The sequence below is a fragment of the Haloarchaeobius amylolyticus genome (assembly GCF_026616195.1).
Classification (GTDB): Archaea; Halobacteriota; Halobacteria; order Halobacteriales; family Natrialbaceae; genus Haloarchaeobius; species Haloarchaeobius amylolyticus.
Window position 1 is genome coordinate 2,100,416 of record NZ_JANHDH010000001.1, and the last position, 19,529, is coordinate 2,119,944.

Genomic DNA, 19,529 nt, shown 5'->3' on the forward strand with positions numbered 1-19,529 from the left:
CCCGGCTACTGCCTAATCCACCGTAAACCCCGCCACTCGCCCCCGGCGAGAGACACGACTCAGGCCGGCCCGAGCGCGTAGAGGCCGCCGGAATACCCGTCCGTGACGTAGACGCTCTCGCCGGCGACGGTCGGGCCGGTGGCGACCTTCCCGTCGACGCCGTGGCGCCACCGAACCTCCCCGTCCGCGGCGGCCAGACCGACCACCTGACTGGCCACCCCGCCGACGACCACGGTGTCGCCGGCGATGGTCGGGGCCGAGAGGGGCGCGCCCTCGACCGCGGTCCGCCACCGCTCCGTCCCGTCGTCGGCCCGGTAGGCCGCGACGTGTCCCGCGCCGGTCGCGACGACGGTCCCGTCGGCGACCGCGACCGTGGAACTCCCCTCGCCGAGGCTGGCGTGCCAGCGCTCGCGTCCATCCGAGACGGCGACCGCGTGCACCGTCCCGGCCGCGTCGCCGACGAACACGGTGTCGTCCACGACCACGGGGGCGGCGTCGACCGTCGCATTCGCCTCGAACCCCCACAGCTCCCGGCCGTCGGCGCGGTCGAAGGCGACGAGGCGGGGGTCCTCGCTGCCGGCGAAGACGCGCTCGTCGGTGAGCGCGGGCGGGTTGACGACCTGCGGGCTGTGGACGTGGGCCTCGCCGACCCGGGCGCGCCAGCGCTCCTCGCCGTCGTGGCCGACCGCGACGAGTTCGCCCTCGGCGCCGCCGACCACCACGAGGTCGTCGTCGACCGTCGGGGAGCACCGGAGTTTCGTGCCCGCGTCGACCCGCCAGTGTTCGCTCCCGTCGGAGCTGGCGAGGCTCCGCAGGCTCCCGTCCATCCCGGCGACGAGGACGCGGTCGGCGTGGAGCGCGGGCGAGAGGAGCGACGCCTCGACCGGGACCTTCCACTGCTCGTCCCCCTCTACGATGTCGAGGGCTCTGACGTGGGTGTCGCTGGTCGCGTACAGGGTCTGGCCGTCGACGACCGGCGAGGCGAACGCCCACGTGCCGATGCTCGTCTGCCAGCGCGTGGTTCGGGCCGACCCGACCGCCGCGTCGGGGTTCGACCCGGTGTTGTGCGCGTCGGCGTGGTCCTGGTGCCAGGTGCCGCCGGTGACGGCCGACCCGGAGCCGCCCGCCCCGTCAGGGTCCGACCCGCCGAGCGTGGCCACACAGCCGCCGAGGAGCGTGGTCGCAGTCGCTGCGGTCGCCGCGAGGAACGCGCGTCGTGGAGGGCGCTTCATACTCGAAGAGACGCGAGGACGGGGCTTTGCATCACGGCCTGTCGCCGACGACACAGTGTGGCGCGGGCGCGGTGACGTGACGACGCCGCCTCAGATGTCCGTCTCGTCGAGCGGCCGGGCCGCCTCGCGGTAGCGCCGGTACAGGTCTGTCGCCCAGTCGTGGAACCGGCCGTCGCCCGCGGCGCAGGCGCGCATGTTCCCGTCGTCGTCGTAGGCCCCGACGACGGCCCGGTCGTCCCCGACGGTGACGCCGCAGCCGACCGGTTCGTCGCTGACGTACAGGTCGATGATACTCACCCGGCGAAGGGCGGCGAACTCCAGCGGGTTGAGGTCGGCCGCCCGCGCCATCGTCTCCTCCCCGAGGACGAGTTCGGTGTGGGCGCCGTCGAGCGCCAGCTCCCCGTGGACCCGGTGGAACAGCCGGCTGAGGACGGGCAGCGCGATGCGGATGGTCGTCGGCTCGAAGCCCTCGACCGACTGGACGTAGTGCTGGATGGGCGCCTGCGGGCGGTCGGGTGCGGCACTCACGAGGGTCGCGTCGTCGAGGGCGTCGAGGGGCGGGGTGTGGTCGGCGGGCAGGTGGCCCAGCAGCGGCTCGAAGGCGTCGAGGCTGTCGAGGGCGCGCTCGTGGCGGGCCTGCTCGGCGGCGACCAGTCGCCCCACCGCGGTCAGGCGGTAGGTGCCCGAGACCTTCTCCACCCAGCCCCGGTCGACCATCTCGCCGAGGTTCCGCTGGACGCTCCGGTGGGCGATGCCGGTCGCCTCCGCGAGGTCGGCGGGTGTCCCACCCCCGTCGGCGTCGTCGAGGGCCGACAGGAGTCGCACCCGGCTGGGCGACCCGGCGAGGAAGGCGGCGTGGTCCTGTGGCATATCTCGGCATCTGTCGGCGAACAGGGTAAATCCCCGCGCTACCGGCGCAGCCACCGCCCCAGCACGAGCAGCGGGAGCCACACCACGGCGAGGAACAGCGTCGCCATCGCCGCCCCGAGCAGGTTGTCGATGACGGTCCCGCCCGCCCCCGCGAGGAGCTGGTCGGCGAGCACCGACAGCGCGAGGCTCAGCGGGAACACCAGCACCGGGAGCGCCAGCAGTTGCAGGGCGAGGCCGACGGCGTCCCGCAGGGAGTCCTCGCGCGCGACGAGGAACCCCCCGGCAGCGAAGGCGACCAGTCCTATGGGGAACGCCACCCACCCGAGGGCGATGGTCGCGAGGAACGCGGCGGGGCCCAGCACCAGGGCGGCGAGGACGCCGACGACGCTGGTCCCGAGTTCGGTGCCGAGGCGGTCGTCGCCCGGCGCGTGCGACGACCGACCCCGGGTCAGCGCCGCTTTCAGGCGCGCGGCATCGTCACCCCGGTCGCCCGCGTCCCTGCCCCCGGCGCCGTCCCGGGGCCCGAACTCGACCTCGCAGTGCATGCAGTGTCGGCTGGTCGCCCCGACGCGGCCGCCACACTCCGAGCACCGGTAGTCCGCGGTCACGTGGGGACGTGTCGCCATGAGTGACTGCTATTCGCTGGGCGTGGTCTTGACGGTATGGGAGTCGCCGGACGCCCAATCGGGTAATCGGTTCTAGTTACTGTCGTGGCATTACGTACCATCCAGTAAACCTAATTAACTTGCTTCCGAACCACCGTACATGTCATACGACGGCCCGACACAGCTGTACATCGACGGCGAGTGGACCGACGCCGCGTCCGGCGAGACCATCGAGACGTTCGACCCGGCGACAGAGGACCAGTACGCCGAGGTGGCCTGCGCCGGTCGCGAGGACGTCGACCGCGCCGTCGCGGCCGCAGACCGCGCCGCGGCCCGAGACTCCGAGTGGCGGCGCATGGGCCCCGGCGAGCGCGGCCAGAAGCTCGACGCGATGGCCGACGCCATCGAGGAGATGAAAGACGAGATTGTCCTCGTCGAGTCCCACGACAATGGGAAGACGCCCTTCGAGGCGTCCATCGACGTGGGCATGGTCGTGAAGACGTTCCGGTACTACGCCGGCTGGACCGACAAGGTGACCGGCTCGACGGTCCCGGTCGACGGCCCGCGGCTGAACTACACCCGCCGCGAGCCCCTGGGCGTCACCGCCCACGTCTCGCCGTGGAACTACCCGTTCCAGCTCGCGGGGCGCTCGCTCGCCCCGGCGCTGGCCTGCGGGAACACCTGCGTCCTGAAGCCCTCCAGCCAGACGCCGCTGTCGGCGCTGTACTACGCGAAGGCCGCCGAGGAGGCCGGCCTCCCCGACGGCGTGATGAACGTCGTGCCCGGCAAGGGTAGCGAGGCGGGCGACCAGCTGACGACCCACGAGGACGTCGAGCACGTCGCGTTCACCGGCTCGACCGAGATCGGCAAGCGCGTGATGGAGTCCGCCGCCGAGAACGTCACCGGCGTCACGCTGGAACTCGGCGGGAAGGGCCCCCAGCTCGTCTTCCCCGACGCCGACCTCGAGGACGCGGCGGCCGGCGTCCGCAACGGTATCTTCATGAACTGCGGCCAGATGTGCTGGGCCGGCTCGCGCCTCGTCGTCCACGAGGACGTCCACGACGAGGTCGTCGACATGGTCGTCGAGATGGCCGAGTCCACGCCGCTCGGCTCCGGCATCGACGACGACGGCCGGATGGGCCCCCTCGTCTCCGAGTCCCAGTTCGAGGAGGTCGCCGAGTACGTGAACGAGGCGAAGGCCCAGGGCGCGACCATCGCGACCGGCGGCGGCCGCCCGGCCGACAGGGAGGACGGCTACTTCTTCGAGCCGACGGTGCTGACCGACGTAACCAACGACATGACCGTCGCCCGCGAGGAGATCTTCGGGCCGGTCCTCTCGGTCATCGAGGTCGAGAGCGAGGAGGAGGCCCTCGAGGTCGCGAACGACTCGCCGTACGGCCTGATGTCGGGCATCTGGACGACCGACATCACCCGCGGGCACCGCCTCGCGGAGAACCTCGACTACGGCATGGTCTCCATCAACGAGTACCCGGTCACGTTCCCGCAGACGCCCTTCGGCGGCTACAAGCAGTCCGGCAACGGCCGCGAGCAGGGCGAGGAGGCCATCCGCGAGTACACGCAGGTCAAGAACGTGAACGTCAACCTCGGCTGAGCTAGAGGACGACGAGCGACTCGGTCCGTTCTTTCAGCGCGCGGTTCATCCGCTGTATCCCCGCCTCGATGGCGGCGGCGCCGAACATCCGGTCGGTGGCGAGCCCGGTGAACGCCTGGTGCTGGACGACCCTGGTCCCGTCCTCGCGGGGGACGAGTTCGACGGTGTTCGTGGTGTCGAACTGGCGCTGTGAGAGGTAGTGCGCCCGCCACCGGAGCAACGCCCCGGGCTCGACGTCCAGGAGCCGCGGTTCGAGCCGGATGCTGCGCCCGCCCTGTGCCGCCAGCCGTACCGCTATCGTCTCGCCTTCGACGGCCCGCCCGGTCGCCTCGGTGAGGTACGGGTTCCACTCGCTGTACCGGTCGAAGTCCGTCAGCACCGTCCAGACCACGTCCGGCGGCGCGTCGATGTCGACGCTCGCCTCGACTTCGTTCATGCCAGAGGGAGGTCACGGACGGGCATGACGGTACCGCAGCGCCGCCGAAAGATGCGGTGTGGTAACACGTTCCCCGTCGTTCCAACACACTGGGAATCGGCCGCCCGTTCTTTGCAGGTGCAGGGACAGATTCGACGTGGGCCGCGACGAACGGTTCGGTGCTCACACCCACCCCGACCCAGTACCGTCGCCCCACCGAAGCCCCGCGGTACCGGGACCCTGCCCGGTGTCGCACTGCGAACCCACCAAGCCACTGTCTCTCTCTCTCTCCCTTTCCACGTGCCATTCTCGCAGTCGTGCCTTTCCCGCGCAGTCGCAGGTACCCGACCAATATTGCCGTAACTGTGGGTTATACGAGTGTAGGGAAATATGCACCACGTACATGAGCAAGGACGAGGATTCTCGCTTCGACACCCGCGCAGTCCACGCGGGGCAAGAGCCCGACCCCGCGACAGGGGCGCGAGCCCCACCACTGTACCAGACCACGTCGTACGTGTTCCCCGACGCCGACGACGCGGCGTCCCGCTACGCCCTCGACCGGGAGGACTTCATCTACTCGCGCATCTCCAACCCGACCGTCGAGACCCTCGAGGAGCGCCTGGCTGCGCTCCACGACGCCCCCGGGGCGGTCGCCACCGCCAGCGGGATGGCCGCCCTCGACGCCATCACCTTCGTCCTCGCCGAGGCCGGTGACAACGTCGTCTGCTCGACCGACACCTACGGCGGCACCACCTCCTACCTCTCGAAGTCGGCCCCCCGCCGCGGCATCGAACCCCGGTTCGTCGACACGCTCGACCTCGACGCGTTCGAGGAAGCGGTCGACGAGGACACCGCCTACGTCCACCTCGAGAGCATCGGGAACCCCTCGCTGGTGACGCCGGACTTCGAAGCCATCGCCGACATCGCCCACGAGGCCGGCGCCCCCCTCGTCGTCGACAACACGTTCGCCACGCCCGCGCTCTGTCATCCCACGGAACACGGCGCGGACGTGGTCTGGGAGTCCACGACGAAGTGGCTCCACGGCTCCGGCACGACCGTCGGCGGCGTCGTCGTCGACGGCGGCACCTTCGACTGGACCGCCCACGATTACCCCGAGGTCGGCGGCGAGAACCCGGCGTACCACGGCATCGACTTCTCCGACTTCGACGCCCCACTGGCGGCCGCGGTGCGCTATCGCTCCCTGCGCACCCTCGGCAACCAGCAGTCGCCCTTCGACGCCTGGCAGACCCTGCAGGGCCTCGAGACGCTCGGGGTCCGGATGCAGCGCCACTGCGAGAACGCCGCCATCCTGGCCGAACACCTCGCCGACCACGACGAGGTCGCCTGGGTCACCTACCCCGGCCTGGAGGAGCATCCGACCCACGACCACGCCACCGAGTACCTCTCCGACTACGGCGGCATGATCGCCTTCGGGCTGGAAGACGGATTCGAGGCGGGCAAGCGGTTCTGCGAGAACGTCGAGATAACCTCGTTCCTCGCGAACATCGGCGACGCGAAGTCGCTGGTCATCCACCCGGCCAGCACCACCCACGCCCAGCTCTCCGAGGCGGACCAGCGCGCCGCCGGCGTCCAGCCCGACATGCTCCGGTTCTCCGTCGGCATCGAGGACCCGGCCGACATCCTGCGCGACGTCGAGGCAGCCATCGACGCGGCGACGGAGGGACGATGAGCAACGAACAGGGGACCGCCTCGCTGGGGGAGTTCACCTTCCAGTGCGGCGAATCCATCGACGACCTCGAGATCGCCTACGAGACCTACGGCGAGTTCGACGGCTCGAACGCCGTCCTCGTCTGTCACGCCCTCACCGGCAGCCAGCACGTCGCCCGGCGAACCGCCCGCGGCGAGGACGAGAGCGGGACCGCCGGCCAGGCCCGCGCCTGGTGGGCCGACGTGGTCGGGCCGGGCAAGGCCATCGACACCACCGAGTACTACGTCGTCTGCGCGAACGTCCCGGGGTCGTGCTACGGCTCCTCCGGCCCCTCCAGCGAGGGCCCCGACGGCGAGCCGTGGGCGACCGAGTTCCCGCCCGTCACGGTCGGCGACTGGACCCGCGCCCAGCGCCGCCTGCTCGACGACCTCGGCGTCGGCCGCCTCCGTGCGGTCGTCGGCGGCTCCGTGGGTGGGATGAACGCCCTCGACTGGGCGGTCCGGTACCCCGACGACGTCCACCGCGTCGCCGCGGTCGCGGCCGCTCCGCGACTCGACGCGCAGTGCCTCGCACTCGACACCGTCGCCAGGCGCGCCATCACCAGCGACCCGGACTGGAACGGCGGCGACTACTACGGCGAGGACCGGCCCGACCCGACCCACGGCCTCGAACAGGCCCGCCGCATCGGCCACGTCATGTACCTCTCGAAGGCCTCCATGGAACACAAGTTCGGCCGCCGCGCCGCCGGCCGCGGCCAGTCCCGCGAGTCGCCCGACCCCGCGGGCGCGTTCTTCCCCTACCGCGACGTGGAGTCCTACCTCGACTACAACGCCGAGAGCTTCGTCGACCGCTTCGACGCCAACAGCTACCTCTACCTGCTGCGGGCCATGGACGACTACGACATGGCCGCCGGCTACGAGTCCGACGCGACCGCCCTCGGCGCGTTCGAGGGCGAACTCCTCGCGCTCTCCTTTACCGGCGACTGGCACTTCACGACCGAACAGTCCGAGGCCCTCGCCGAGTCCGCCCGCGATGTCGGCATCCGCTGTGCCCACCACGTCGTCGAGTCCGACCACGGCCACGACGCCTTCCTCGTCGAACCGAACAAGGTCGGCCCGCCGCTTTCGGACTTCCTGGCCGATGGCATCGACGGCAAGTCCATCACGGACACCGTCGAATCGGACGACGACGGCGACGTGCACGCGCCGGTACACACGAGTCTGTTCTCCTGAGGCCCGCTGGCCGCGCCCGTCGCTGCCCGGTTCGGTCCTCCGCCCGCCCCCGAGGGTTCAAATACTGGGAGGGGGCCAGATGGGGCCATGACTGGGAAACGAGCTGGCGACGACACGAGCACGACACCGGGTCCCGCGACCGCCCACCGCGACGGCGACCGGGTGGAGACGAGAGCGTCGACGACCGGGAGTGTGCTCTCGGAGCCGGCGGTCCGGAGCTACGTGAGATCGGTCGGGGGGTTGTACGCGGTGCTGGGGGCCGGGTTCGGTCTCCTGTCGTTCCTCGCGGGGACGCTCGACTCCTCGGTGCTGCAGCCGTCCGGGGAGTCGGGACTGGGTGCCTCCTTCGGCCTCGGCATCGTCCAGTCCGTCGGGACGGGCCTCGCGACGGTCGGCGTCCCCTTCCTCGCCGCGGTCCTCGCCGTCGCCGTCGGGTACTACGCGGGCCGAACGCTCGACGAGGCGGACGCCGTCACGTACGCCGCGGCCGGGTGCAGCACCCTCGTCGGCACCGTCGCGATGTGGGGGCTGTCGGCGTTCCTGACCCTGACGCAGGTCGAGGGCGTCTCGCTCTCGGTCGTGGACTTCGTGGTCCACGCTCTGCTCGCCGGCCTGGTCGTCGGTGCGGTCGCGGTGGGGACGGTTCGACTGGTCCGCACCGACCCACCGAACGCCTACGAGTCCGGCCCACAGCCTGCCTCGACCCGGCAGCCTGCGCTCCGGGACGACTGAGTGGGTCCCGACCGACTCAGCTGACGCGCTCGCCGTGTCGGACGGGACGAGCGGCCGGGCCTGCTGGGGAATCCTCCACCCTTCTTTTTTAGGTATCCCTGATAGCACATGCCAGATATATATGACCGAACATGTCAGCGCCGGTCGCGGCGGCGAACGCCCGTTTCTCACTTACTGCAGCGGTCCGGAGTCGCTGTCTGGAGAGCGTTGCTGCCCCGGTCTACTCCCCGTCCCCGGTCGGACCCCCTGTCAGAGACGCGCATCCGGATGGCCGTTGACCATCACCAGTAGTGTCACTAAAGATGAGTTTTCAGCTGTTGCACAAGTTTCATATATTAGGCGTCCTACGTGTTGAGTTGCTGTAATGAAAGCCAAGGGTGGTTGGGGCCACCAGATAGGGGTATCGACAGCGGTATTACTACTTACGCTCGCGCTCACCGTCGCAGCCGCCACAGGCCCTGCGGCAGCGACCGGTGCAGCAGCGACACTGACGGTGGACGCCGACGATACGTCCAACTACGATACGATACAGAACGCTATCGACAACGCCAGTGATGGCGATACCATCGTCGTCCACGACGGGACGTACGACGCGTTTCTGCTGAACGAGAACGTGACGGTCACAGCGGCCGACGGCGCGACGCCGACCGTCTCCGGGGACGGTCCCGCAGTCGTCCAGATCGAGCACCGGAACGGGAACCCGACGGGCGCGACCGTCGAGGGGCTCGAACTCACCGGGACTGCGACACTCGGTGTGGAGGTCCGTGCCGACGACGTGACGCTCCGTGACCTCTCTATCTCCGTTGCGAGTACGGGCGTCCAGGCGCAGGACGACTCCGGGAACGACGACGGTATCCAGGGACTCCGAGTGGAGAACGTCGACTTCACTGGCGGAAAGGTCGGCATCTCGATCACCCAGGCCAACACCACTGGCTCGATCGAGAACGTCACCGCGACCGACGTCACGGTCGAGGGGCTCGGCCTCACGTCCGACAACGTCAGTTACCAGAACGTGAGCGTCTCGGGTGCGACCGACGACGTCCCGGGTGCTCGTTACTACGGGTACACGCCGACCGAGGACGGCAGTGAGGCGAAGGCCGTCACCAGCGTCCTCGACGCGAACCCCGGCATCGAGTCGGTCGACGTCGACCAGACCGGCCACGACTACGACCGCGGCACGGCCACCGGCGACCTCTACTATCACTCCACGCAGGCGGCCGTGAACGCCGCCAGCGCTGGTGACACCGTGACCGTCTCCGGGACGGTCGATTCGGTCGTCCTGAACGAGTCCGTCATCCTCGCGGGCGAGGGTGACGCGGTCGTCGACGCCGGCGGCTCCGGTGTCGGCATCCAGCTCGCCGCCAGCGACGTGACGGTCCGCGACCTGACCGTGACGAACGCGACGAACGGCCTCGAGGCCGACGCGACCATCTCGAACGTCACCGTCGAGAACGTCACCGCGACCGGGAACGACGGAAGTGGGCTCGAGTTCCAGAACGCGGCCGACGTGACCGACGTGACGCTCGCTGGTGTGAACTTCAGCGAGAACGGGCTCGATTCGAACGGTGGGTCCGGCGTCGGCCTGGCCTCGACTGCCCAGGTCCAGGACCTGACCATCGCCGACAGCCAGTTGAACCGGAATGGCTACTTCGGACTCGAGTTCACGACGAACGGGAAGTCCGGCGTCCTCGATGGGATCGTCGTCACCGACACGACGGTCGAGGACAACGGCGTCAAGTCGAGCACGTGCTTCAGCACGAATGCGTACTGTTCCAAGGGACTCTACTTCGAGGCGCTCTCGAACGCGACGTTCGACGACGTCACCGTCTCGGGGAGCCAGTACGGTATCGAACTCAACCTGAAGAACGGCAACTACGAGAACGTCACCGTCGTCGACTCGACGGTGTCGAAGGCCGGCGACCACTGGGCACCTGCGGTCTACGCCCAGCCGCGCCCGCCGTCCTACGAACACGCACCGCCGGCGAACCTCACCGACTTCGAGGTCCGGAACAACACCATCGAGGGCGACACCTACGCACTCGCGATCCAGCACAACACGACCGACGTGGCGGTCACGAACAACACGATCCAGAACAGTTCGACCGGCTACGCGAACTGGGTGGACGACAGTTCGACCGTCACCGTCGAGGACAACACGTTCCGGAACAACGGCAAGCAGTTCTGGGACGCGACGACGAACCTGACGAGCGAGTTGGTCGCCGAGAACGATTTCGATGGTCTGGTCAACGTCTCTGCTCACGACCTCCGCCCTGGCGACCACGTCTTCGGTGACGTGGACGCCGCGGTCGCGGTCGCCAACGAGAGCGCGACCGTCTCCGTCGGCCCGGGTACCTACCCGACCAACGTGACGGTCGATACGTCGGTGACCATCGAGGGGCCGAACGCTGGTGTCCACGGGAACGCCACCCGTGGGGCCGAAGCGGTCCTCGTGCCCGAGGACAAGAACCAGTCCGTCATCGTGGCGGTGAACGCGTCCGACGTCACCGTCCGCGGACTGACGCTCGACGGGAACAACCCCGCCATCACGAGCGGGGTCGACGTCGGTGGCGTCGACAGTGACGCCGGTGCCGGCGTCTGGTACTGGGAGGACGCACGGACGAACCTGAACCTCACCGTCGAGGACAACGTCGTCCGAAACGTCCAGTGGTACGGCGTGATGGCGTACAACGCCGACTACCAGGTCTCCAACGGGAACGCCATCGACGACAACCGCATCGAGAACGTGGGGTACGTCGGTGTCCTCCTCTACAACAACGCGTACGCCAGTGTCACCGACAACGTCATCGCCGGGACTGGAGCCGGTATCCAGACCGGGAACTACCGTAGTGCCGGTGGCCCGTCGCTCATCGCGAACAACACCATCCGTGCCGAGTCGGTCGGCATCTTCCACAACCTGCAGCGCCAGGACGCGAGCGAGTTCGTCATCCGTGACAACGACCTCGGCCCCCTCGCGAACGGGACGGGTCGGACCGGTATCGAACTCACGTCACTCAGTGTCGACGCGACGGTGACGGACAACGACATCGCAGGCACCGAGAACGGTATCGTCGCCTGGAACGACGCGCCGTCCGCGAACGTGACGGTCCAGGGCGGAACCATCGCCGACGTCGAGACCGGTGTCGTCGCGACGAACTACATGGGTCGCTTCAACAGACCGGATGCCGACGGGTCCTACGTCACGCTCGACGGCGTCGCCATCGAGGCGAACGAGACGGGCATCCTCGTCAACGACTCCATCGAGGCGAACGAGACGGACACGAAGAACGACGTCTCCCACGTCAACGTGACCGGTGGTACGACCGTCAGCGGGAGCGACTACGGGGTCGTGCTCTGGGGTGCGAACGCCTCGGCCGACTTCCAGGCCGCAGGCGCACTCGATGTCGCGAGTGGCGTCGACACCATCGTGGACGTGCGGCCGAACGCGGACGAGTCCGGCGTGACCGGCACGGTTGACCTCGCGAACGTCACCGTCGACGGGACGCCCGTGACGGAGCTCTCGGCCACCGAGGTCGGCTCTGTGACCGGCATGCCTGTCGTGGTCGACGGCACCGCGTACGCGAGCTTCGACCAGGCTCGCGCCGCGAACCCCGACGCACAGGAGTTCGCCATCTCGCTGACCGTCCCCGGCGACGGCCAGCCGCACGCGGTCGGGTTCCCCGGCCCCGTGGACGCGACCGTCGGCGAGGTCTTCGGTGACTTCGACGGCGTCGTCTGGGCGTTCGACGCGACCAACGAGACGTGGTACCGGCCGAACGCCTCGGACACCGTCGGCGCGCTCGACGCGATGGTCGTCGTGGCCGACGAAGAGACGAGCGTCACCGTCTCCTTCGAGAACGCGGGTTCGACGCCGGCCACGCCCGGCGAGCGCGCGCTCGAACCGGGCTGGAACTTCATCGCGGCACCGCAGGGCGGTGACGTCGACCAGGCCCTCTCGGCCTCGACGACGGACATCGCTCGCGTGGTGAACGCGTACGGCGCTCCGGGCAGCCTCCCGATCAGCAACCCGGACGACTTCGACCGTTACCAGGCCGGGTCGAGCGCGCAGCCGAACGTCAGCGCGTTCTCCGGCTACTGGGTCTACGCGACGGGCGAAGGGGAGATCGCCGTGAACGTCTACGAGGGCGTCACGGTGGACGAGCTCTACGACCTGCTCCACGACCAGACCGATGACGACTGAGGACACCGGCAGCCGGCTCGCACTCGGGCTGTTGCTGCTCGCGCTCGTGCTGGCCCCGGTCGTGGGGGCAGCCACCGTGAGCGCCGGCTCGACAGCACCGCCGAGCCCACCCGCGGCCTACTACGGGCAGGTGCTGGTCGACGGTGAGCCGGCGCCCGCCGGCGTGGAACTCGTCGCGGTGGTCGACGGTGAGGTCCGTGGCACCATCACGACCGACGAGAACGGGACCTACGGCGGCTCCGAGTCGTTCGACGAGAAACTGGAGGTCTCGGGCAACAGCAGCGAGGACGCCGGTGCGACCGTGAGCTTCCGGGTCGCCGGTGCGTCGGCGGACACCACGGTCGCGTGGGAGTCCGGTGACCACCGGGAGGTCGACGTCTCGCTCAGCGACAGCGGGGCACCGACCGCAGCCCTCGGCAGCGACCGTGAGGCTGCGGCCGGCGAGACGCTCGCGTTCGACGGGAGCAACTCGACCGACGATACCGCAATCGCACGGTACGAGTGGTCGGTCGACGGCCAGACGAAGACCGGTGAGAGCGCCGCCTTCACCTTCGAGGAGGCCGGCGAGTACGAGGTGTCGCTGACCGTCACGGACCTCGCCGGGCGGACCGACACTGCGACCGCGACCGTCACCGTGGGTGACGGGGGCGGTGCCGGCGGTGGCGGCGCCGGCGGTGGTGGCCAGGGCGGTGACGAGCAGGAAGGGACGGTGAAGATCGCGAACTGGTCGGTCACGCCAACGTCGCCCGAGCCTGGCGAGGAGATCACGATGACCGTCACCGTGGTCAACACCGCGGACGACACCCGTGAGATCACGCCCGCGCTCTACGTCGACGGTGAGTTGATCGAGGGCAAGCGCATCTCCGTCCTCAGCGGGACCGAGCGCTCGGTCCAGTTCACCTACGTCTTCGAGGAGGCGGGCACCCACACGCTGAGTCCGGACACGCTGGACGTCCGGACGATCCAGGTGGGTGGTGAGACGACCACGACCGACCCGGGGACCACGGCAACGACGACCGACCCCGGTACGACGGACCGGCCGACCACCACGGCCGGGTCCGATACGAGCACGAGTACGACCCGACCGCCGATCCAGGAGACCGGCGGCGGGCTGGAACTCTGGCAGATCGGGATGATCGCCGTGCTCGCGGCGGCAGCAGCCGTCGCCGCCCTGCTGGTCCGCTGGGCCTGAGCCCTCTCTGACCGGTTCTCTTCTCGCGACTCACTCGCCGAGTCGAGCGTCGTGTCTGCCGTGAGACTGAAACCCGTCCGGGACCTTCTCTCGACCGAGACGCGGTCGAACCTGGACTGGTACGAATGGAGACGACGCACACCGCAGAGCGAGACGTGGAGGGCGCCGACCCGACACTGGGCGGGACCGCCCACGTGAGCGACCTGCTCGCGCTGATGGCGGTCCCGGCGGCGCTGTGGACGGCGTTCGCCCTCCCCGCGGAGACGCGGCGGGACCTGGCGCTCTCGCACGCCGACCCCGAGCTGGCCCAGACGTTCCTCTCGCACTACGTCCACCTCTCGGCCGGGCACTTCCTCTCGAACCTCGGGCTCTACCTGCTGGTCGCGCCGCTGTCGTACCTGCTCTGTGCCGTCGCGGGCCGACACCGGGAGTTCCGGGTCGCCTTCGTCACGTACCTGCTGGTGTTCCCGTTCGTCCTCTCCGGGCTCAACGTCCTGCTCGCGCGCCCGACGGTGGGGCTCGGGTTCTCCGGCATCGGGATGGCCTTCGTCGGGCTGTTACCGTGGGCGCTGTTCGCCTACCTGCAGGACCGGATGCCAGAGACCTTCCAGACCGAGCGAGCACCGGCGCTGTTCTTCGTGGGTGCGGTCGTCATCGGGACCATCGTCATCCCCCCGAACCCGTTGACGATGGCCGGGGTGGCGATCTCGTCGCTCGGGCTGGTCGCGTACGTCGGCGCCCTCGTGTTCCGTCGGTCGCCGCGGCTCCCGGCGCAGGTCCGGCGGGCGGTGGCGACTCCGGGCTACCTCGAGATCGCGGCGGTCTCCATCGTGGTGTTCGTCGGGGTCGCAGTACTCGTCTTCTCGATGCCCGCGATACAGGGCGGGGCGGTGGTCAACCACTACACGCACGTCGTCGGCTACTGCCTGGGGTTCGTCGTCCCCTACACCGTGTTCGACGCGCTCGGTCGGTAGGCGCGGGCGGCCTCAGAAGACGCCCTGTTCCTCGAACAGCGCCTGCAGTTCCGCCATCGTCTTGACGGTCTCGTCACAGGCGGGGGCGACCGCGGGCTTGGGTTCGAAGCCGACCGCCAGCCCGGCGACCTCCAGCATCGGCAGGTCGTTCGCGCCGTCGCCGACCGCGACGGTGTCCGCGATGTCGATGGCCATCTCGTCGGCGTAGTTGCGCAGCGCGGTGTCCTTGGTGCCCTCGATGAGTGGGCCCTCGACGCCGCCGGTGAGGGCGCCGTCCTCGACGGGGAGGCGGTTCGAGACGATGGCGTCGACGCTGACGCCCTCGCGTTCGAGGGCGGCCTTCACGCCGCGCTGGAAGCCGCCGGTGAAGATGGCGACGACCACGTCGTGGTCGTTCAGTTCGCGGATGAGGTCGGCCGCGCCCTCGCGGAGTTCCACCTCGTCGAAGGCGGCCTGGGCGTCCTCGTCGGCGAGGTCGGCCAGCAGGCCGGCGCGCTGGCGGAGGCTCTCGGCGTAGCCGATCTCGTCGTTCATGGCGCGCTGGGTGATCTCGGTCATCTGGTCGGCGACGCCCTTGCGCTGGCCGAGCAGGACCGTCATCTCCGAGTCAGAGAGGGTACCGTCGAAGTCGAACGCGACGAGTGTCATGTCCGCCTCTGTGTCGCCGGGGTGCATGAAAACCCCGGTCCCGGCGACGTTTCCCAGGGTTCGGTGCCGGACACGCTTAAGAGCCCACACCCGGAACGTCCTGCCGATGGACGACACGCTGGAGGGGGTCGAGGACCGCGACCTCCGCCGACTGGTCGAGCGCATCGACGAGGCGACCGAGACGACGCTCCGGCTCGTCTTCCGGTACGAGGGCGACGAGCGCGAGGTCGTCCACGTCCGCGAGGACATCCGCGAGCAGTTCACCGACCACGAACTCGACGAGCGCGTGAAGACGCTGACGATGAAGGGACTGGGCGACCCGCCGACCGAGCAGTCGCTGTACGACTTCGGCGAGTTGAACGCGACCCTGCGCTTCTTCGAGGAGGTCGTCGTCGCGGTGTTCCCAGACGGGGAGTGGGCGGGCGTGGTCGTCGTCACGGACCGGCAGGCGTCGCCGCTGGTGGATACGACGCTCGACTTCCTCGGGGAGTAGTCAAAACCCCGTCCACTGCCGCGGCCCGGCCTCGATACCCCGCACCCGGAGCTGGCGGCCGTCCTCGGATTCTCTGACCTCGACGAGCCCGTCGAACAGCTGTTTCAACACGGCGAGTGCGTTGTCGGCGGTCGGCGTGTCGATGACGAAGACGCCGGTGTAGCCCGCGGACTCGACGCGGCCGGTCATGACGTGGTAGAACTGGAAGACGCGCCGGAGCTCCGTGTACATCAGCACCGTCGAGGAGGTGTGCAGCCCGACGCTGGCGGTGTCGACGGTGTCGTCCGCCTGGAACCGGCGCATGAACTCGCTGGTCCGGATGCCGATACCGGTCAGGTCGCCGGCGTTGCCGACGTACCGGCGGGTCGGGGACTCCTCGACGGTACCGAACCCGCGCTGGCGGCTCACGCAGTCGACGATGCCGAGCCGGGTCACGTCGGGGTCGACGGCCCGGTACTCGCGTTCGACCGTGTCGGCGGCCTTCCGGGTGGTGACGATGCTGGTCGCGTGGTCGGCCTCGCCCGAGTGTCCGAGCAGGTGGTACAGCAGCTGGCGCTTCCCGGTCATCGCGGGGCCGGCGACGAGGAGGTTCGTCCCGGGGGCCAGCGACGCGGCGTCCAGCGGTACCTCGGCGCGTTCGCTCACTGGCGAGCATTTGGACCGATGATATTTCAACCCTCTTCCTGCCCGGTCCCGTAATCCGGGACCCCAGTCCTCGGCCGATTGAGTGCTGTGAGGCGTTATCCGCGTCGGTCGCCTAGTGCTGGCCGTGTCCGACCGGCCGGGACGCTCCGGCCGGATGGGGGGAGTATGCCACTACGACGACTCACGACGCGGCTGCATCGAATCGTCCACTGGTCGCCCGACGACGCACAGGTCGGTCGGGAGCCGACCCGGGCGCTCGGCGACGAGCGCGACCTCTACGAGGTGTCGACCTGGGAACCACGGAGCGTGCTCGACCGGGTCGCGCTGGCAGCCGGGCGGGGCATCGGTGGGTACTGGAAGGTCCTGCTCGTGGCCGTCCTGTTCGTCGTCGCGACGGCCTCGGCCGGGGCGACGCTCGTCGTCCTCTGGCTCGTGCCCGGACTCGGGGCGTACACCCTGCTGTCGGTCGTCCTCGCGGCCGGCATCACGGTCTCGCTCTGGGCCGTCTTCGCGCCCGGACTGGCACTGCGGTCGCTGGTCGTCACCTTCGCGCTCGGCGTCCTCCTGGCGGCGCTGGCGGTCACCTGGAACACGGCGCTGGGTGGCGTCGAGTCCCTGCCACTGGTCGGGGTCGTCCTCTACGCCTTCCTCGTCGTCGCACCCGGCGAGGAGGTGGCGAAACTGCTGGCGGTGCGCCTGTACGCCTACACCGACGACCGGCAGTTCGGCCGGGTCGTCGACGGGGCGGTCTACGGCGCCGTGGCCGGCCTGGCCTTCGCGACCTACGAGAACGTCGGCTTCCTCATGCAGGAGGCGCTGGTCGCCCTCCAGCAGCCGTACACCCCACTCGCGTTCGTGCTGGGGGACGTGGCGGCGACCCGCCTGCTCAGCGCGCCGGGGCACGTCCTCTACACCGCGTTCGCGGGCTACTACCTCGGGCTGGCCCGGTTCAACCGCGAGCACGCGGGCGCCATCGTCCTGAAGGGCCTGCTCGTCGTCGTGGTCGTCCACGCGACGTTCAACGTCCTCATCGCCGAGGCGTTGCCGGACCTGCTCGGCCTCGGCGACATCGGCTGGTCGCTGCTGGTGCTGACCTACGACGGCGCCTTCGGGTACGTGCTCTACCGGAAACTGGCGCGCTACCGCGACGCCTACCGGGCCGCCACCGAGCAGGGTGGGGAACCACCGGGCGTCCCGCCGACCGCCGCCCCGCCCGGGGCGCCACCCGACCCGGCGGTCGAGACAGTGTCGGGTGGTGGGGGACCACCGGACGACGACGCACCGCCGCACTGAGGTGAGTTCACATCACGCGTGCTAGAACCTCTCATTCTACGAAATTCAACCGTTACAGGAAGCGTTAACACCGCCGAGGTGGTTGCCACGCGCATGAAGGTACTCGTGACCGACCCCATCGCGGACGCCGGCCTGGCCGTGCTCCGGGATGCGGGCCACGAGGTCGAGACAGCGTACGACGTGGAGGGCGAGGCCCTCCTCGAAGCAGTGGCCGACGCCAACGGGCTCATCGTCCGCTCCGGGACGGACGTCTCCCGCGAGGTGTTCGAGGCCGCAGACGACCTCGTCATCGTCGGGCGTGCCGGCATCGGCGTCGACAACATCGACATCGAGGCCGCGACCGACCACGGGGTCATCGTCGCGAACGCGCCCGAGGGCAACGTCCGCGCCGCCTCCGAGCACACGGTCGCGATGGCGTTCGCCGCCGCGCGCTCCATCCCGCAGGCCCACGTCCGCCTCAAGGGCGGCGAGTGGGCCAAGGGCGACTACCTCGGGACCGAGGTCAACGGGAAGACCCTGGGCGTCGTCGGCCTCGGCCGCGTCGGCCAGGAGGTCGCGAAGAAGTTCCACAGTCTCGGCATGGACCTCGTCGCGTTCGACCCGTACATCTCCGAGGAGCGCGCCGAACAGCTCGGCGCCGAACTCGTCGACCTCGAGGAGTGTCTCGAACGCGCCGACTTCCTCACCGTCCACGTCCCGCTGACCGACGAGACGGCGAACATGATCTCCGACGACGAACTCGCCAAGCTCGCGGGCGGCTACGTCGTCAACTGCGCCCGCGGTGGCGTCGTCGACGAGGACGCGCTCGCCCGCGCCGTCGAGGACGACGTGCTCGCCGGGGCTGCGGTCGACGTGTTCGCCGAGGAGCCCGTCCCCGAGGACAACCCGCTGCTCGACATCGACGACGTCGTCGTCACGCCCCACCTCGGCGCGTCCACCGAGGCCGCCCAGGAGAACGTGGCCGTCTCGACCGCCGAGCAGGTCGTCGCCGCGTTCGCCGGCGAACCCGTGATGAACGCGCTGAACGCCCCGTCCATCGACGAGACGGCGTTCCCACGCCTGAAGCCGTACGTCGAACTCGCCGAGACCGCCGGCAAGGTCGCCGCCCAGCTGCTCGACGACCGCATCGAGAACATCTCCGTGGTCTACCAGGGCGACATCGCCGACGAGGAGGTCGACTTCGTCACCGCCAGCGCGCTCAAGGGCGTCTTCGAGCCGCTGGAGTGGCAGGTCAACGCGGTCAACGCCCCGCGCATCGCCGAGGAGCGCGGCGTCGAGGTCACCGAGTCCAAGACCCGTTCGGCCGAGGACTTCCAGAGCCTCATCACGGTGAAGGTCTCCGACGGCGACGACGAGGTCTCGGTCTGTGGAACCCTGTTCGCGGGCGACGACCCGCGCATCGTCCGCGTCGACGGCTACCGCGTCGACGCCATCCCGCACGGCCGCATGGTCGTCGCGCGCAACGCCGACGAGCCCGGCGTCATCGGCCTCATCGGCAGCGTCATGGGTGACTACGACGTGAACATCGCCGGCATGTTCAACGCCCGCGAGACCATCGGCGGGGAGGCACTCACCGTCTACAACGTCGACAGCGAGGTGCCCGAGGCGGCCATCCAGGCGCTCCACGACGACGACCGCATCATCGAGGTGCGCCAGATCGTCCTGAACGGCGGCGAGTAACCGCCACGAACCGGTTCTTCTCCCGGCGCCGACCCGTCT

Annotated in this window: 16 protein-coding genes; 10 read left to right on the plus strand and 6 right to left on the minus strand. The window is 69.6% G+C overall.

The features are described 5' to 3' along the window. Positions 1 to 59: 59 nt before the first annotated feature. From NOV86_RS10825 to NOV86_RS10835, 3 genes are all read right to left on the minus strand, one after another. Positions 60 to 1,232, minus strand: coding sequence for an outer membrane protein assembly factor BamB family protein (locus NOV86_RS10825; RefSeq protein WP_267641400.1), 1,173 nt, complete (start codon positions 1,230 to 1,232; stop codon positions 60 to 62). Positions 1,233 to 1,322: 90 nt separating this feature from the next. Further along, positions 1,323 to 2,102 (minus strand): helix-turn-helix transcriptional regulator, encoded by a 780-nt coding sequence (locus NOV86_RS10830; RefSeq protein ID WP_267641401.1) that lies wholly within the window; start codon positions 2,100 to 2,102, stop codon positions 1,323 to 1,325. A gap of 38 nt (positions 2,103 to 2,140) precedes the next feature. Next, a complete protein-coding gene (locus tag NOV86_RS10835) occupies positions 2,141 to 2,728 on the minus strand; it encodes a hypothetical protein (RefSeq protein ID WP_267641402.1) in 588 nt (195 codons plus the stop codon). Between the two features lie 139 nt (positions 2,729 to 2,867). Here NOV86_RS10835 and NOV86_RS10840 point away from each other — a divergent pair, with 139 nt between their 5' ends. Continuing rightward, entirely contained in the window at positions 2,868 to 4,319 is a 1,452-nt protein-coding gene (locus tag NOV86_RS10840) for an aldehyde dehydrogenase family protein (RefSeq protein ID WP_267641403.1), read from the plus strand. A 1-nt stretch (position 4,320) separates the two neighbouring features. Here NOV86_RS10840 and NOV86_RS10845 read toward each other — a convergent pair whose 3' ends face one another. Beyond that, on the minus strand, positions 4,321 to 4,755 hold the full coding sequence (locus NOV86_RS10845) for an SRPBCC domain-containing protein (protein ID WP_267641404.1): 435 nt from the start codon (positions 4,753 to 4,755) through the stop codon (positions 4,321 to 4,323). A gap of 382 nt (positions 4,756 to 5,137) precedes the next feature. Between NOV86_RS10845 and NOV86_RS10850 the strand changes: the two genes are divergently transcribed. The 6 genes from NOV86_RS10850 (at position 5,138) to NOV86_RS10875 (ending at position 14,731) form a co-directional block, all read left to right on the plus strand. After that, on the plus strand, positions 5,138 to 6,424 hold the full coding sequence (locus NOV86_RS10850) for an O-acetylhomoserine aminocarboxypropyltransferase/cysteine synthase family protein (RefSeq protein ID WP_267641405.1): 1,287 nt from the start codon (positions 5,138 to 5,140) through the stop codon (positions 6,422 to 6,424). Then, entirely contained in the window at positions 6,421 to 7,635 is a 1,215-nt protein-coding gene (metX, locus tag NOV86_RS10855; protein WP_267641406.1) for a homoserine O-acetyltransferase MetX, read from the plus strand. The genes NOV86_RS10850 and metX overlap by 4 nt, the downstream gene beginning before the upstream one ends. A gap of 87 nt (positions 7,636 to 7,722) precedes the next feature. After that, complete coding sequence (locus NOV86_RS10860) at positions 7,723 to 8,367, plus strand: hypothetical protein (protein ID WP_267641407.1); 645 nt, start codon at positions 7,723 to 7,725, stop codon at positions 8,365 to 8,367. A gap of 493 nt (positions 8,368 to 8,860) precedes the next feature. After that, complete coding sequence (locus NOV86_RS10865) at positions 8,861 to 12,565, plus strand: right-handed parallel beta-helix repeat-containing protein (RefSeq protein ID WP_267641408.1); 3,705 nt, start codon at positions 8,861 to 8,863, stop codon at positions 12,563 to 12,565. Further along, the gene (locus NOV86_RS10870; protein WP_267641409.1) at positions 12,555 to 13,757 is read left to right on the plus strand and encodes a PKD domain-containing protein; all 1,203 of its coding nucleotides are present in this window, start codon (positions 12,555 to 12,557) and stop codon (positions 13,755 to 13,757) included. Before NOV86_RS10865 ends, NOV86_RS10870 begins: the two co-directional genes overlap by 11 nt. A gap of 125 nt (positions 13,758 to 13,882) precedes the next feature. After that, positions 13,883 to 14,731 (plus strand): hypothetical protein, encoded by an 849-nt coding sequence (locus NOV86_RS10875; RefSeq protein ID WP_267641410.1) that lies wholly within the window; start codon positions 13,883 to 13,885, stop codon positions 14,729 to 14,731. Positions 14,732 to 14,743: 12 nt separating this feature from the next. Here NOV86_RS10875 and serB read toward each other — a convergent pair whose 3' ends face one another. After that, positions 14,744 to 15,379 (minus strand): phosphoserine phosphatase SerB, encoded by a 636-nt coding sequence (serB, locus tag NOV86_RS10880; RefSeq protein WP_267641411.1) that lies wholly within the window; start codon positions 15,377 to 15,379, stop codon positions 14,744 to 14,746. A gap of 106 nt (positions 15,380 to 15,485) precedes the next feature. Here serB and NOV86_RS10885 point away from each other — a divergent pair, with 106 nt between their 5' ends. After that, entirely contained in the window at positions 15,486 to 15,872 is a 387-nt protein-coding gene (locus NOV86_RS10885) for a DUF7522 family protein (protein ID WP_267641412.1), read from the plus strand. Here NOV86_RS10885 and NOV86_RS10890 read toward each other — a convergent pair whose 3' ends face one another. Beyond that, positions 15,873 to 16,517 carry a DUF7504 family protein gene (locus NOV86_RS10890; RefSeq protein WP_267641413.1) on the minus strand — a complete coding sequence of 215 codons (645 nt, stop codon included), beginning with the start codon at positions 16,515 to 16,517 and terminating at the stop codon, positions 15,873 to 15,875. 165 nt (positions 16,518 to 16,682) lie between these two features. On the opposite strand from NOV86_RS10890, the gene NOV86_RS10895 reads away from it, so the two are divergent. Then, positions 16,683 to 17,810 carry a PrsW family intramembrane metalloprotease gene (locus NOV86_RS10895; RefSeq protein ID WP_267641414.1) on the plus strand — a complete coding sequence of 376 codons (1,128 nt, stop codon included), beginning with the start codon at positions 16,683 to 16,685 and terminating at the stop codon, positions 17,808 to 17,810. 93 nt (positions 17,811 to 17,903) lie between these two features. Next, a complete protein-coding gene (serA, locus tag NOV86_RS10900) occupies positions 17,904 to 19,490 on the plus strand; it encodes a phosphoglycerate dehydrogenase (RefSeq protein WP_267641415.1) in 1,587 nt (528 codons plus the stop codon). Positions 19,491 to 19,529 lie beyond the last annotated feature (39 nt).